This window comes from Bradyrhizobium sp. Kon58 (genome assembly GCF_055807455.1).
Window position 1 is genome coordinate 233070 of record NZ_JBVVOT010000008.1, and the last position, 15161, is coordinate 248230.

General features: G+C 63.8%; 16 protein-coding genes. 14 read left to right on the forward strand and 2 right to left on the reverse strand.

From position 1 onward, the window contains the following. The first annotated feature begins 112 nt into the window (after nt 1-112). The 8 genes from AC0L20_RS17050 to AC0L20_RS17085 all read left to right on the forward strand — a co-directional run bounded on the left by AC0L20_RS17050 (nt 113) and on the right by AC0L20_RS17085 (nt 9063). Nucleotides 113-715, forward strand: a complete 603-nt coding sequence (locus AC0L20_RS17050; protein WP_473290002.1) for a TetR family transcriptional regulator — start codon at nt 113-115, stop codon at nt 713-715. Nucleotides 716-782: 67 nt separating this feature from the next. Further along, complete coding sequence (locus AC0L20_RS17055; RefSeq protein WP_473289896.1) at nt 783-1541, forward strand: SDR family NAD(P)-dependent oxidoreductase; 759 nt, start codon at nt 783-785, stop codon at nt 1539-1541. A 189-nt stretch (nt 1542-1730) separates the two neighbouring features. Then, complete coding sequence (locus tag AC0L20_RS17060; protein WP_473289899.1) at nt 1731-2537, forward strand: enoyl-CoA hydratase/isomerase family protein; 807 nt, start codon at nt 1731-1733, stop codon at nt 2535-2537. A gap of 43 nt (nt 2538-2580) precedes the next feature. After that, nucleotides 2581-4452, forward strand: coding sequence for an AMP-binding protein (locus tag AC0L20_RS17065; RefSeq protein WP_473289902.1), 1872 nt, complete (start codon nt 2581-2583; stop codon nt 4450-4452). 27 nt (nt 4453-4479) lie between these two features. Beyond that, on the forward strand, nt 4480-5607 hold the full coding sequence (locus AC0L20_RS17070; RefSeq protein WP_473289904.1) for an acyl-CoA dehydrogenase family protein: 1128 nt from the start codon (nt 4480-4482) through the stop codon (nt 5605-5607). Nucleotides 5608-5622: 15 nt separating this feature from the next. Beyond that, nucleotides 5623-6864, forward strand: coding sequence for an acyl-CoA dehydrogenase (locus AC0L20_RS17075; protein WP_473289907.1), 1242 nt, complete (start codon nt 5623-5625; stop codon nt 6862-6864). Nucleotides 6865-6985: 121 nt separating this feature from the next. Continuing rightward, nucleotides 6986-8230 (forward strand): acyl-CoA dehydrogenase, encoded by a 1245-nt coding sequence (locus AC0L20_RS17080; protein ID WP_473289911.1) that lies wholly within the window; start codon nt 6986-6988, stop codon nt 8228-8230. A gap of 134 nt (nt 8231-8364) precedes the next feature. Then, nucleotides 8365-9063, forward strand: coding sequence for a nitroreductase (locus AC0L20_RS17085; protein ID WP_473289913.1), 699 nt, complete (start codon nt 8365-8367; stop codon nt 9061-9063). Nucleotides 9064-9185: 122 nt separating this feature from the next. Here AC0L20_RS17085 and AC0L20_RS17090 read toward each other — a convergent pair whose 3' ends face one another. After that, nucleotides 9186-9734 (reverse strand): sigma-70 family RNA polymerase sigma factor, encoded by a 549-nt coding sequence (locus AC0L20_RS17090; RefSeq protein ID WP_007597240.1) that lies wholly within the window; start codon nt 9732-9734, stop codon nt 9186-9188. Then, nucleotides 9734-9967: a NepR family anti-sigma factor gene (locus AC0L20_RS17095; protein WP_007597239.1), complete on the reverse strand. Its 234-nt coding sequence runs from the start codon at nt 9965-9967 to the stop codon at nt 9734-9736. The genes AC0L20_RS17090 and AC0L20_RS17095 overlap by 1 nt, the downstream gene beginning before the upstream one ends. Nucleotides 9968-10188: 221 nt before the next feature. On the opposite strand from AC0L20_RS17095, the gene AC0L20_RS17100 reads away from it, so the two are divergent. The 6 genes from AC0L20_RS17100 (at nt 10189) to AC0L20_RS17125 (ending at nt 15133) form a co-directional block, all read left to right on the forward strand. Continuing rightward, entirely contained in the window at nt 10189-10995 is an 807-nt protein-coding gene (locus AC0L20_RS17100) for a response regulator (RefSeq protein WP_473289916.1), read from the forward strand. Between the two features lie 162 nt (nt 10996-11157). Next, nucleotides 11158-11757 (forward strand): nuclear transport factor 2 family protein, encoded by a 600-nt coding sequence (locus AC0L20_RS17105; protein WP_473289918.1) that lies wholly within the window; start codon nt 11158-11160, stop codon nt 11755-11757. Nucleotides 11758-12006: 249 nt separating this feature from the next. Further along, nucleotides 12007-12420 carry a hypothetical protein gene (locus AC0L20_RS17110; RefSeq protein WP_473289920.1) on the forward strand — a complete coding sequence of 138 codons (414 nt, stop codon included), beginning with the start codon at nt 12007-12009 and terminating at the stop codon, nt 12418-12420. 122 nt (nt 12421-12542) lie between these two features. Further along, nucleotides 12543-14420: a molecular chaperone HtpG gene (htpG, locus tag AC0L20_RS17115; protein WP_473289922.1), complete on the forward strand. Its 1878-nt coding sequence runs from the start codon at nt 12543-12545 to the stop codon at nt 14418-14420. 128 nt (nt 14421-14548) lie between these two features. Further along, complete coding sequence (locus AC0L20_RS17120; protein WP_473289924.1) at nt 14549-14830, forward strand: DUF3551 domain-containing protein; 282 nt, start codon at nt 14549-14551, stop codon at nt 14828-14830. Nucleotides 14831-14863: 33 nt separating this feature from the next. Continuing rightward, the gene (locus tag AC0L20_RS17125) at nt 14864-15133 is read left to right on the forward strand and encodes a DUF3551 domain-containing protein (protein ID WP_473289926.1); all 270 of its coding nucleotides are present in this window, start codon (nt 14864-14866) and stop codon (nt 15131-15133) included. Nucleotides 15134-15161 lie beyond the last annotated feature (28 nt).

Sequence of the window (15161 nt, forward strand, 5' to 3'; positions counted from 1 at the left end):
GAGGCGCTGCTTGGGCTTATCTGCGGCCGCTCTCGCGCCAAAATCAGGGATCTCCGTGACTACCAGCGTACCGAACAGGCTCCCCAGCGGAAAGAATTCCACGGCAGAGAAATTGCTCGTGGCCGCGAGCGAGCTGATGATCGAACGCTCCTCGATCGAGATTTCGCTGAGCGACATCGCCCAGAAATCCGGCGCCAACGCCGCGCTGGTCAAATATCACTTCGGCAACAAGGACGGCCTGCTGTTGGCGCTGCTCGAGCGCGACGCGGGGACGGAACTGTCCAATCTCGAATATTTGCTGGCGCAGCCGATCACGCCGACCGCGAAGCTGAAGCTGCATATCGGCGGCATCATCCGCGCCTATCACCGGTTTCCGTATATGAACCGGCTGATCCACTATCTGCTGCACGAGAGCGTCGCGGGCTCCGCGGACGAAGTCTCGAAATTTTTCGTCGCGCCGCTGCTTGATTTCCATCGCCGCCTGCTCGCCGAAGGCGTCAGCCGCGGCGAATTCCGCGCCACCGATCCGGTGCTGTTCTACACCAGCCTGATCGGCGCCTGCGATCATCTGTTCTTCGGCCGGCACGCGATGTCACGCGCGACCGGCGTCGGCCCGGTCACCGACGACGTTTGCCGGCAATACATCAAGCATATGGAAACGCTGATCTGCGGCGGCATCCTCACGAATATCGAGGAAGCTGCCGCGGCCGGATGATCCGGCCAGAACGCAGAAGTCTAGAGAAGAAACGCCCAAGGAAAAGGTTCGAGGAAAGGTATTTGCGATGCAGTTGAAAGATGTTGCAGTTCTCATCACCGGCGGCGGGTCGGGCCTTGGCGCCGCGACCGCCCGCGCCATGGCCGCCAAGGGCGCCAGGATCGGCGTGATCGACCAGAGCAAGGAAAACGCCGAGAAGGTCGCCGCCGAAGTGAAGGGCATCGCGCTTCATGCCGATGTCACCAGCGAGGAGCAGATCAAGGCGGCGATCGCCAAGGCGGAAGCCGCGCACGGCGTCGCGCGCGTGCTGATGAACTGCGCCGGCATCGGCGGCTCGCAGCGTATCGTCGGCCGCGACGGGGTCTACCCGCTGGAAAAGTTCGCGCGCATCATCAATGTCAATTTGATCGGCACCTTCAACTGCCTGCGTCTGTTCGCCGCGCGCCTCGTCACGATCGAGCCGGTCGGTGAAGAGCGCGGCGTCATCGTCAACACGGCGTCGGTCGCGGCTTACGAAGGGCAGATCGGCCAGATCGCGTATGCGGCGTCGAAGGGCGGCGTCGTCGGTCTCACGCTGCCGGCCGCGCGCGACCTCGCGAGCCAGAAGATCCGCGTTAACACCATCGCACCCGGCCTGTTTCTGACGCCGCTGCTGATGGGCTTGAACGAAGAGGCGCGCAAGAGCTTAGGCGCCCAGGTGCCGCATCCCGCGCGTCTCGGCGACGCCAATGAATACGGCTCGCTGGCCGTGCACATCGTCGAGAACCCGATGCTCAATGGCGAGACCATCCGTCTCGACGGCGCCATCCGCATGGCGCCGCGGTAGCTCTTCCTCCCTTCTCCCTTGTGGGAGAAGGTGGCGCGCTCTTGAGCGCGCCGGATGAGGGGTCTCTATCCGCGGAGAACAGACCCCTCACCCAAGCGAATTCCGGGTTCGCAGCGTACATGCCCTCTCCCACAAGGGGAGAGGGCGCAGCAATCGGCACCGCGAATGGCGGCAAGCACGAGGCGCCTCATGTCCCAACCGCTGCTGATCGAGCACAATGACGGCGTCGACACCGTGACGCTCAATCGTCCCGAACACCTCAACGCACTCGACCCTGCGCTGATCGACGCGCTCAACGTCTATTTCCAGGACCTTCAGCGCAACCGCGACACGCGCGTCGTGGTGCTGAAGGGCGCCGGAAAGAATTTTTGCGCGGGACTCGATCTCAAGGCTGCGATGGCGCGTCGTGCCGGCCAGCAGGAGCCGCCTGATGTGACCGAGTCGCTGGATTCGCAGCGGCGCATCGCCGACATCGTGATGCTGATGCGACGCTGTCCGCAGCCGATCCTCGCGCTGGTACAGGGCGCGGCGGCCGGCGGCGGCTTTGCGCTGGCGCTCGCCTCCGACATCCGCATTGCGACGAGATCGGCGCGGATGAACTGCGCCTTCATCAAGCTCGGCCTTGGCGGCTGCGACATCGGCACCAGTTATTTCCTGCCACGCCTTGTCGGTGTCTCCGTTGCCTCGGAGCTGATCCTCACGGGACGCTTCATCGGCGCCGAGCGGGCGCTCGCGGTCGGGCTGGTCTCCGAGGTCGTCGACGAGGACAAGCTCGATGAGGCCGCCGAACCCTATGTCGACGCGATGATCACGGCCTCGCCCGTGGGCCTACGCCTGTCCAAGGAATGCCTCAACATGAGCGTCGATGCCGGATCGCTGGAAGCCGTGATCGCGATGGAGGATCGCAACCAGGTCCTGTGCAGCCGCTCCGAGGAATTTTCGGAAGGCATCAGGGCCTTCCTTGAGAAGCGAAAGCCTGTCTATATCAGGCGCTGACAATGAAGATCCGTAAAGGACGAGAAATTCCGGGAGACGCAAAATGAGTGGAAGCGCGGCGGCGGTAATGACGAAGCCCGCCTTTCGCAAGGTCAAATGGCTTGCGCGCGACATCGATGTCGAGCGCCGCGACGACGGCACGGTGGTGCTGAAGTCGCGCATCCCGCTGCAGACCTACGAGAAGCATATCCCGGCATCGCTGGCAAAATGGGCGAGGGAAGCGCCCGAGCGGATCTGGCTTGCCCAGCGCGGCGGCTCTAACCGCGAATGGCGTAAGGTGTCCTATGGGGAGGCCAAGCGCACCGTGGATGCGCTGACGCAAGGCCTGCTCAATCTCGCGCTTGACGGCCGCCCGGTCACGATCCTCTCCGGCAATTCGATCGAGCACGCGCTGATGACGCAGGCGGCGATGCAGGCGCGCGTCCCGGCCGCGCCGGTCTCGCCGGCCTACTCCTTGATGAGCCATGATCACGTCAAGCTGAAATATTTGTTCGACCTGATCAAGCCGGGCGTGGTGATGGTGCAGGACGGACGGACCTTCGAGAAGGCGCTGAAAGCGCTCGATCTCACCGGCGTCACCGTGGTTCACGTCTTGCGGCCTTGCGAGGATATCGCGAGCGTCAGCTTTGCCGAGCTCGCGGCGACAGCCGTGACTGCCGATGTCGAAGCGTCGATCGCAAAGATCACGCCTGAGACCGTCGGCAAGCTGCTGTTCACGTCAGGCTCGACCGGCATGCCCAAGGCCGTCATCAACACGCAAGCGATGATGTGCGCCAACGCGGCGATGATGATGCAAGTGCGGCCGCGCGATCCCGGCGGTCCGATCTCGACCATGCTGGACTGGATGCCCTGGAACCACACTATGGGCGGTAATGCGGCGTTCCACCCGATCCTGGTCGATGGCGGCACGCTCTACATCGATGATGGTCGGCCGATGCCGGGCCAATTCGATGAGACGCTGCGCAATCTGCGCGAGATCTCGCCGACCTATTACGCCAACGTCCCCGCGGGCTATGCCGCGCTCGCCGCCGCCATGGAAAAGGACGACGCGCTGTGCCGATCCTTCTTCAAGAACCTCTCGATCATGGCCTATGGCGGCGCGCGATTGCCGGATGATCTCTACGATCGCATGCAGGCCCTCGCCGTGAAGACCACCGGCGAGCGTATCGTGTTCTACACCGGCTGGGGCTCGACCGAGACCGCGCCGACCTCGACCGGCACCTATTGGGACACCGAGCGCGTCGGCCTCATCGGCCTGCCGTTCCCCGGCGTCGAGTTGAAGATGGTGCCCTGCGGCTCGAAATACGAGCTCCGTCTGCGCGGCGTCAACGTCACGCCGGGCTATTTCGGCCAGCCTGACCTGACGAAGAAGATGTTCGACGAGGAAGGTTTTTATTGCATCGGTGACGCCGGAATCTTCGTCGACGATTCCGATCCGGTGAAGGGCATCATCTTTGCCGGGCGCGTGGTCGAGGATTTCAAGCTGACCACCGGCACCTTCGTCCATGTCGGCTCGTTGCGCACCGATGCGATCGCCGCCGCGACGCCCGTCGTGCATGATGCGCTGGTCGCAGGGCAGGATCGCGCCTTCATCGCCCTGCTGGCCTGGCCGAACCTGCATGCCTGCCGCCAACTCGTCGGCAAGCCCGATCTCAGCTTCGATGATGCAGTGAAGCATCCCGAGGTGATCGCTTGCTTCAGGCGCGGGTTGGAGGCTCACAACAAGGAGTGCGAAGGCGCCAGCAGCCGCATCATCGCCCGCGCCATGCTGATGGCGGAACCGCCCTCGATCGACGGTAACGAGCTCACCGACAAGGGCTACATCAACCAGCGCGCCGGCCTGGAGCGCCGTGCCGCGCTGGTGGAGCGGCTCTATGCCGACAAGCCCGACCAGGACGTCATCGTTCTCAAGTAATCGACATCATCAACACGGGTACGCGCCATGAACTTCGATTTCTCCGACGACCAGAAGCAGCTCCGCGACCAGGCGCGCAAATTCCTCACCGAGAAGTGCCCGCCGAAGGCGGTGCGCGCAGTTCTCGACGGCAAGGCGCCCTATGACAAGGAGCTGTGGAAAGGCCTTGCCGAGATGGGCTTTCTCGGTGTTGCAATCCCAGAGGACTTTGGCGGCGCGGGCGCGGGTCATCTCGAACTTTGCGTGATCGCCGAAGAAATGGGCCGTGCGAACGCACCGGTGCCGTTTTCCTCCACCGTCTATCTTGCTGCCGAAGCGCTGCTGATCGCGGGCAGCGACGCGCAGAAAAAGAAATGGTTGCCGGCGATTGCCTCGGGCGAGGCGATCGGCACGCTGGCGCTGTTCGAGGGCAAGGGCAATCCGTCACCGAAGAACGTCAAGCTCACGGCTGCCAATGGCATGCTCAACGGTGTCAAGAAGCCGGTCGCCGACGGCGCGATTGCCGATTTCGCGGTGGTCGCGGCGCGCACGGGATCGAGCGGACGCGACGGCGACGTCTCCTTGTTCATTGTCGACCTCAAGGACGGCGGCGTCGAGGTGAAAAGCCTTTCCAATCTCGATCCCACCCGCGGGCAGGCCGAGATCACTTTCAGGGATTGCAAGGCCGAGCCGCTGGGCGCGGCCGGCGAAGGCTGGAGCATCTTGACTCAAGTGCTCGATCGCGCCGCGGTGCTCTGCGCGTTCGAGCAGGTTGGCGGCTCCGACCGCGCGCTGGAGATGGGCCGCGACTATGCGCTCGACCGCATCGCGTTCGGCCGCCAGATCGGCTCGTTCCAGGCCGTCAAGCACATGCTGGCGGACATGTACGTGTCGGCGACGCTGGCCCGTTCCAACAGCTATTACGGCGCCTGGGCGCTCTCGACCAATGCGGGCGAATTGCCGGAAGCGGCTGCAGCCGCGCGCATCAGTGCGACGCAGGCGTTCCAGCACTGCGCCAAGAACAACATCCAGGTCCACGGCGGCATGGGCTTCACCTGGGAGTTCGACTGCCACATGTACTACCGCCGCGCCAACGCCATGGCGCTCGGGCTCGGCAGCCTGTCCTATTGGGAAGACCAATTGATCGACCGCATGCGCAAGAAGAACGCGGCGTAGGCAAAGGGCAACGTCATGAACTTCGACGACACCCCGCAGGAAGCCGAATTTCGCGCCACTGCTCGCGCCTGGATCGCGGCGAATGCGCCCAAGCAGTACGAGGACGAGCTTCGCAAGTCCTCGCTCGGCCGCACGCAATTGAAGAACGCCAACATCCTCGACGTTGCAAAGGCCTGGCAGAAGAAGAAGGCGGATGCCGGCTGGGCCTGTCTGCACTGGCCGAAGGAGTATGGTGGTCGCGGCTCGTCGCCGATCGAACGTGTGATCTGGCAGCAGGAAGAGGGGCCGTTCGGCCAGCTCTCCCGCATGTTCATCATCGGCCATGGCATGTGCGGGCCGACTATGATGGCGTTCGCACGCGAGGAGCATAAGCGTGCTTATCTGCCGCCACTCGCCTCCGGCGAAAAGGTCTGGTGCCAGCTGTTCTCCGAGCCCGCCGGCGGCTCCGACGTTGCGGGCCTGCGCACGCGCGCGGAAAAGGACGGCGACGAGTGGGTCATCAACGGCCAGAAGATCTGGACGTCGGGCGCGCACTATTCCGATTACGGCATTTTGCTCACCCGCACCGATCCGACCGTGCCCAAACACAAAGGCCTGACCATGTTCTTCCTGGACATGAAGAGCCCGGGCGTCGAGGTGCGGCCGATCAAGCAGGCGAGCGGCGCGTCCGATTTCAACGAGGTCTATTTCACCAACGTCCGCATTCCCGACCACCACCGCCTTGGCGAAGTTGGCGATGGCTGGAACGTTTCGTTGACGACGCTGATGAACGAACGCAGCGCGATCGGCGCGGCCGTCTCGACCGGCTTCCCCGAGCTGTTCGATTATTGCTCGGACCTGATGCTGGACGACGGCCCTGCCATCGAGGATCGTGCCGTGCGCGCGAAGCTGGCGAACTGGGCGGTGAAGGCGAGCGGGCTGAAATACACCAGCATGCGCGCGATCTCCGCGCTGTCGAAGGGCGAGCGGCCGGGACCGGAAAATTCCATCGGCAAGCTGGTGGCGGGCTCGATGATCCAGGATGTCGCGACGTATGCCCTGGACTTGCAGGGCGCGGGCGGAGTGGTCAGCGGCGAGGATGCCGAACTCGCCGGCCGCTTCCAGGCGATGCTGCTGCGCGCGCCGGGCACCCGTGTCGAAGGCGGCACCGACGAGATCATGCGCAACATCATCGCCGAGCGGGTGTTGGGCCTGCCCGGCGACATCCGGGTCGACAAGGACGTGCCGTTCAACAAGATCCCGACGAAGGGAAGATGAATCGTAGGGTGGGCAAAGGCGCACAGCGCCGTGCCCACCAATCTGTCGAGCACGAGGGAAGGCGGTGGGCACGCTTCGCTTTGCCCACCCTACGCACCGAACAAGGATTGAGAGGTCCGCCATGAATTTCGACGACACCCCGCAGGAAGCCGCATTCCGCGAGACCGCGCGCAAATGGGTCGAGGCCAACGCGCCGAAGGAATTTTTGGCTGAGCTGTCAAAATCCTCGCTCGGCCGCATCCGGCTCGCCAACCACGACATCGTCGATGTCGGCAAGGCCTGGCAGAAGAAGAAGGCCGAGGGCAATTGGGCCTGCTTGCATTGGCCCAAGGAATATGGCGGCCGGGGTGCAACGCCGATCGAGCGGGTGATCTGGCAGCAGGAGGAAGGCGTCTATGGCAAGCTGACGCAGCCGTTCCAGATAGGCGAGGGCATGTGCGGCCCGACGGTGATGGCCTTTGGCAGCGAGGACGCCAAGCGGCGCCATTTGCCGAAGCTGGCCGCGGGCGAGGAGATCTGGTGTCAGCTATTCTCCGAGCCGTCGGCGGGCTCTGACGTCGCGGGCTTGCGCACGCGCGCGGAGAAGAAAGGTGACAATTGGGTCGTCAACGGCCAGAAGATCTGGACTTCGGGTGCGCACTATTCCGACTACGGTCTTTTGATCGCGCGTACCGACCCCAATGTGCCCAAGCACAAGGGTCTCACCATGTTCTTCCTGGACATGAAGAGCCCCGGCGTCGAGGTGCGCCCGATCAAGCAGGCCAACGGCATGCAGGAGTTCAACGAGGTCTATTTCACCGACGTCGTCATTCCCGACAGCCAGCGTCTTGGCGCGATCGGCGAGGGCTGGAGCGTGTCGCTGACCACGCTGATGAACGAGCGGATGTCGATCGGCTCGCGGCTCGCGACCGGCGTCCCCGAGATGTTTGAGTTCTGCTCCAATCTGATGCTGGAGGATGGCCTCGCCATCGACGATCCCGCCGTGCGCTCAAAACTTGCGAGCTGGGCGGTGAAGTCGAGCGGGCTGAAATACACCAGCTACCGGGCGATCTCGGCGCTGTCCAAGGGTGAGCGGCCGGGGCCGGAGAATTCGATCGGCAAGCTCGTCTCCGGCATGATGCTGCAGGACATCGCAACCTATGCCATGGACCTCCAGGGCGCGACCGGCGTTCTCACAGGCAGCGACGAGGAAACCGTTCAGGGCCAGTTTCAGCAGATGCTGCTGTCCTCGCCCTCGATGCGCATCGCGGGCGGCACCGACGAAATTTTGCGCAACATCATCGCCGAGCGCGTGCTGGGATTGCCGGGCGACATCCGCGTCGACAAGGACGTGCCGTATAACAGGATCCCGACCAAGGGACGTTGATATCTCGTGTCCCGGACGCGCGAAGCGCGAGCAGGGACCCAGGAGCCACAATGGACAGGCCATAATGGGCCCCGGCTCAGCGCTGCATCACTTCGCGCGGCGTCGCATCCGGGGCACGAAAGCGAGCTTAAGCAATGGACGCTGCAGTCAATCAGAATAACCGCGTTGGCGTGCTCGAAGAGCTACTCAACGAGCGCTACTCGGTGCGCGCCTTCCTGGCCAAGGAGGTCGATCGCGCGACGATCGAACATTTGCTGACGACCGCGCAGCGCACGGCGTCCTGGTGCAACAGCCAGCCCTGGCAGGTCGTCATCGCCAGCGGCGAGGCCAAGGAGCGTTTCCGCAAGCTGATTTACGCAGAAGCATCGAGCGGGCTCGGCGACGACTATGATTTCACGCCCCCGCGCGAATATCTCGGCGCCTATCTTGATCGCCGTCGCGAGAGCGGTTTTCAGCTCTACAACACGCTCGGCATCGCGCGCGGAGACAAGGCGGCGTACGCGAAGCAGGCGCTGCAGAACTACAATTTCTTCGGCGCGCCGCACGTGGCCATCATCCACACCGACGAGCCGCTCGGCATCTACGGTGCGATCGATTGCGGCGCCTATGTCTCGAACTTCATGCTGGCCGCGCAGGCGCTCGGGCTCGGCACGATTCCGCAGGCGGCGCTCGCGCGCCACTCCGGCCTGATCCGCCGCCATTTCAATCTGCCTGATGATCGCCGCATCGTTTGCGGTATCTCGTTCGGCTACGCCGACAATGCCCACAAGGTCAACAGCTATCGCACGTCGCGTGCGAGCGTGGCCGAGACCGTGACCTTCGTGGACGAGTGATCAAGCGTGGACCGGTGATCGAGGCGGCGCAGGCACGCATCAAGTTTCACGCTTCAGACATACGAAGACGGCCGCGGAAGCGGCCGCCTTCATGCCGGTCTCAGTCCGATTGACGCCGGCGGTCAGCCGCCGCTGCCGCCGATCACGGCGCGAATGGTCTCGTCGGGCCCGAAATCCTCGGCGCCATCGACATAGAGCAGCGCCGCGAGCTTGGAGCGCGCACGGTTGACGCGGCTCTTGATCGTACCGACTGCGCAGCCGCAGATCGAAGCCGCATCCTCGTAGGAGAAGCCGGAGGCGCCGACGAGGATCAGCGCTTCACGCTGGTCCTGCGGAAGCTTGTCGAGCGCCGTGCGGAATTCCTCGAACTCGAGATGGGCGTTCTGCGAGGGCTGCGTCTTCAGCGTCTTGGCATAGTTGCCTTCGGCATCCTCGACTTCCCGCCGCCGCTTGCGATAGTCGGAGCGGAACAGGTTGCGCAGGATCGTAAACAGCCACGCCGGCAGATTGGAGCCGGGCTGGAACGAGTCGATGTTGGCGAGCGCGCGCAACAGCGTCTCCTGGACCAGATCGTCGGCGCGATCGGCATTGCCGCTGAGCGAGATGGCGAACGCGCGCAGACTGGGCACGGCCGCCAGGATGTCGTTACGCAGGGAGTCCGTGAGAGGCATCAATCCCTCCCATTGTTGTTGTCGTTAGAGCCGCCACCATTTTCCACTTGGGGTGTCGCTCCCGGCGCATCAAGTTTCTTGATCAGTTCCGCGAACCGGTCCGGAACCCCCTGCCGCACCACGTCGTCGTACATGGCGCGCAGCTGGTGGCCAATCCGGGACTGAATTTCCGGAGTGAGGCCTCCCTTGCCGGGGGTCGTGCTTTTGCTGGCTTGAGACTTGAGATCTTTCATGACCTGTTCCACGTTTCCCCGAGTTAAGTAACTGTAAAATCGAGAAGTTCTCTCAATCGGGAGCCGTTCCCTGGATAGGCTCAATGCGAGCTGCGAGAAAAAGTTCCGCCCCCATACGGAACTTTTGTTAGTCTGAGGCGTAATCAGCCCAGCAGGGGAACCCGGGCCCCCCGCCTAACGCCTGCACGTCAAGGTCGGCCCGAAGATGATATGGAGTGGGGATGTCCCGTTCACAGCTTGTTGCTGAACACTTGCCGTTGTTGCGCCGGTACGCGCGCGCCCTGACGGGCAGCCAGTCCTCCGGTGACGCCTATGTCGCAGCCATGTTGGAAGCCATGCTGGGGGATCCGTCGGTGCTCGACGAGAGCCACGGGCCGCGCGTCGGTCTGTTCCGGCTATTCACCCAGATCTGGAATTCCGTTTCCGTCAACGACGATTCCGAGGTGACGAACCTGCCGATGCCGCCGGAGCGACGGCTGTCCAACATCACGCCGTTGCCGCGGCAAGCCTTCCTGCTGCTCTCCCTCGAGGGGTTTTCGGAAGAAGAGGTCGGCTACATTCTCGGCACCGACGTTGGCGAGACGCGCCGGCTCGCGGATGCCGCGGGCCGTGAGATGGCGGCCGAGATCGCCACCGACGTGCTGATCATCGAGGACGAGACCTTCATCGCCATGGATCTCGAGAGCCTGGTGAAGAATCTCGGCCACAATGTCGTCGGCGTCGCCCGCACCCACGCCGATGCGGTCGCGCTGGCAAAGAACAAGCGGCCCGGCCTGATCCTCGCCGACATCCAGCTCGCCGACGGCTCGTCGGGCCTCGACGCCGTCAACGAGCTGCTCCGCACCTTCGAAGTGCCGGTGGTGTTCATCACGGCATACCCTGAGCGCTTCCTCACCGGCGAACGCCCCGAGCCGGCGTTCCTGATCTCAAAACCGTTCCAGCCGGCGATGGTGTCGGCGGTGGCGAGCCAGGCCCTGTTCTTCCAGCGCAATTCCCGCAACCGCGCGCCTAAGGTGCCGGCGGCGTAACGAAGGCGCCAGCGCCGGCATTTGACGAAATCCGATCCGGCGTGCCGCAAGGTGCGCCGGATTTTCGTTGATCCGGTTGCCGCGCTTGACGGCCATCGAATTCGCCGCTCATACCTCGTGCAGCGGCGGCGTTGCAGCCGCGGTGCCATCGGAGACGTGTTCATGGACCAGCAACTCCTCGATCGCCTCGCCATCCGCGACCTCGTCGAGAACTGGGCGGTGTGGCGGGATGCCGGCGACTGGGAGCGCTTTGCCACCGTCTGGCACGAGGAAGGCTGGATGTCCGCCACCTGGTTTCAGGGGCCGGCGCGGGATTTCATGCGGGTCAGCCAGGAGGGGTTCGCCAAGGGCGTGCGCATCCTGCATTTCCTCGGCGGCACCAGTATCAACCTTGAAGGGGCGCGCGCCATCGCACAGACCAAGATGACCATCTCGCAGCGTGCGCCGGTGCACGACGTGCCCTGCGACGTCGTCTGCACCGGACGCTTCTACGATTTCCTGGAGAAGCGGCAGGGAAGATGGGGCATCGTCCGCCGCCAGCCGATCTACGAGAAGGACCGGATCGACCCGGTCGACCCGGCGGCGACACTTCAGCTAGACCAGAAAGCCCTTGCCTCGCTCCCGGAAGGCTACCGCCACCTCGCCTACATGCAGGAGCTGATCGGCTACAAGGTCAAGCGCGACATGCCCGGCCTGACGGGGCCCGAGGTCGAGAAGCTCTACGAGGAAGGGCGGAAGTGGCTCGCGGGGAAGGCGAACTAAAGCCCAAAAAAAGCAGGGCGCGACTGGCATCACCACAGTCGCGCCCTACGTCGCCGGCTTATGGGGCAGGGGGGAATAGCCGGCTGTTGAGACGACTCCCGTCGGCGAAAGTCGTTCCAGGGCGTCCGCGATTTTTTCAAGAGAGCCGTGTCTTTTTCGCACACGGTTAAGTGATCTTAACGACTGAGAACTCCCGGTCCTCTCCTCGCGTTGCTCCCGTGATCGCCATGGGGCGAGGGGTCGACAGCCATGTCACAGATTCAAAAGGTATTTTTAGGCGCCGTCGCGATCGCCGCGACGCTTGGCGCCGTCCAGGTGGGCGCCGTGCAGCTGGCCTCCGGCCATGATCTCGCCGACCGCTGGCAGGCGGTCGCCGAAAAGCCGGGCCACAACGTCAATCGCTCCAGCAAAACCGACCGGCTGTCCGACATCAAGCAGGCCGAGGTTCCGACCCGCACCGTGTCGATGCGGCTGAACGATCTGGCCGATACGTCAGTGCTGCTGCGGGTCCCTGCGGTGATCGAGACGGGCAACGCCAAGCCACCGGTGTTGCTCCCGGACCAGAAGCAGAGCCGCAAAAAGCCGACGATCGCCTGCGAGCCGATGGTCAGCTCCCTGACCGAGGTCGCAAAACTGCTCCAGCCCGGCCGCTGCGTGACCTGATCGGCATTCGCCACGGACAAGTCGCCCTCCGCCCGGAGGGCGATTGCTGACGTCTACTTGATCCCCTGCCCCCTCGCGTTATATCCCGGGTTTCTTCCCCTTTCGATTGACCGGGTAAACGCATGACGACGTCAGACACGGCTGTGCATACGCAGCCCTTCCAGGCCGAGGTTTCCGAGCTTCTGCACCTGATGGTGCACTCCGTCTATTCCGAGACCGATATCTTCCTGCGCGAGCTCGTCTCCAACGCATCGGACGCCTGCGACAAGCTGCGCTATGAGGCCATCGCGAATCCGGCGCTGCTTGGCGAGGGTGACGCGCTCAAGATCCGGATCATTCCGAACAAGACGGCCGGAACGCTTGCGATCGCCGACAACGGCATCGGCATGGAGCGGCAGGAGCTAATCGATCACCTCGGCACCATCGCCCGCTCCGGCACCAAGGCCTTCGTCTCGAAGCTCAAGGAGGCCAAGGATGGTCTCGGCCTGATCGGCCAGTTCGGCGTCGGCTTCTATTCCGCCTTCATGGTCGCCGACAAGATCGTCGTGGTGAGCCGCCGCGCCGGCGAGAGCGACGTCTGGACCTGGACGTCCTCGGGCGGCTCGGGCTTCGAGATCGCGCGTGCCAGCGAGGAGGATGCGGGCCGCGTGCAGCGCGGCACCGAGATCGTTCTGCACCTCAAGGACGATGCGAAGAAATATCTCGAAGCCTACGAGATCGAGCGCATCGTCGGCGCGTATTCCGACAACATCCTCTTCCCCATCGAGCTCGTGCCTGAAGAGGGCGAACCGCGCCAGATCAATTCTGCAAGCGCACTGTGGCAACGCTCGAAGTCCGAGCTCACGCCGGAAGACTACAAGAAGGCCTATCAGCAGATCGCCTCCGCTTTCGACGATCCCGCGATGACGCTGCATTATCGCGCGGAGGGGCGTTACTCCTACGCCGTGCTGCTGTTCGCGCCCTCGACCAAGCCGTTCGACCTGTTCGAGCCGAACCGCAAGGGACGCGTCAAGCTCTATGTCCGCCGCGTCTTCATCACCGACGATGCCGATCTGCTGCCGGGCTACCTCCGCTTCATCCGCGGCGTCGTCGACAGCGAGGATCTCCCGCTCAACATCTCCCGCGAGATGCTTCAGAACAATCCGCAGCTCGCACAGATCCGCAAGGCCGTGGCGACCCGCGTATTGTCCGAACTCGAAAGCCTTGCGGAGAAGGATCCGGAGAACTTCGCGAAGATCTGGGAGGCCTTCGGCGCGGTGCTGAAGGAAGGCATCTACGAGGATTTCGAGCGCCGCGAAAAGCTGCTCGCGCTGTCGCGTTTCACCACGACCTCGGGCGAGAAGCGCTCGCTCAAGGACGTCATCGCCGATTTCAAGCCGAACCAGACCGAGATCTACTATCTCGTCGGCGACAGCATCGAGCGCCTGAAGTCGAGTCCCCGGCTCGAGGCGGCGACTGCGCGTGGCATCGAAGTGCTGCTGCTGTCCGATCCCGTGGACGCCTTCTGGACCTCGATGCCATCGGAGTTCGACGGCAAGCCGCTGAAGTCGCTGAGCCAGGGCGATCTCAATCTCGACCTGATCCCGCGCGTCGACGAGGTGGACGAAGCGAAGAAGGACGAGCCGGCCGCCGACGAGGGCGCCACCATCGCGGTGATCAAGGCCGCGCTCGGAGAGCGCGTCAGCGACGTCAAGGCATCGACGCGCCTCACCAGTTCCGCGTCCTGCCTCGTTGCCGACAGCCAGGGCCCGAGCCGCGAGCTCGAGCGCATCCTGGCCCAGCAGAACCGCGGCATGCGCACCAAGCCGATCCTCGAGATCAATCTGCGCCATCCGATGGTCACGGCGATCACGAAGGCTCAGGCCGGCTCGAAGGCGGTCGGCGATCTCAGCCTGCTCCTGCTCGAACAGGCGCAGATCCTGGACGGCGAACTGCCGGAAGACCCTGCGGCGTTTGCGGCAAGATTGAACCGGCTGGTGTTGCAAGGGCTCGGCGCGTAGCGGGCGCAGTGCACCGCACTCACCTTGCCGTCATTTGCGCGCAGGAACGGTCGCCTCTGCCGTGGTGTTATGCCATACGAGGTGGCCGGCATCCGGGCTGCCGACATGACAGATTCGAGGATTTCTCCATGCGTTTGCCGATCCTGACCCTCACCGCAATTGTCTCGCTGTTCGTGGCGGCAGATGCCAGCGCCCAGACCTATGATCCACGTTATCCGGTGTGCATGCACGTCTATACGCCCGGCGGCTTCGGCGGGGGCGGCGGCGATTATTTCGATTGCTCCTTCACCTCGCTGCCGCAATGTCGCGCAACGGCTTCGGGTCGCTCGGCAAGCTGCGACGTCAATCCCTACTATGCGTTCGACCAACCCCCGCCGGCGCCGCGCCGGCGCCACAAGAACGTGCACTAGCGATCCGCAATGCGGCTTTGAGGGGGAATTCTTATGCGTCGCTTATTCGGCCTGATCATGACCGTCGGTGCCTTGCTCATGGCCGCGCCGTCGCATGCGCAGACTTTCGATCCGCGCTATCCCGTCTGCATGCACGTCTATTCCGGTGCGAACGGCGGTGGCGGGGAGTGGTACGATTGCTCCTTCACCTCAGTGCCGCAGTGCCGAGCTACCGCTTCAGGCCGCTCCGCCAGCTGCGATCTCAATCCATATTATCCGTTCAACGCACCGCCGCAGCGCTCGCGCCATCAGCGGGGCGGCTAGCGCTTGGCGAATCCTACGCTCCCGCTTC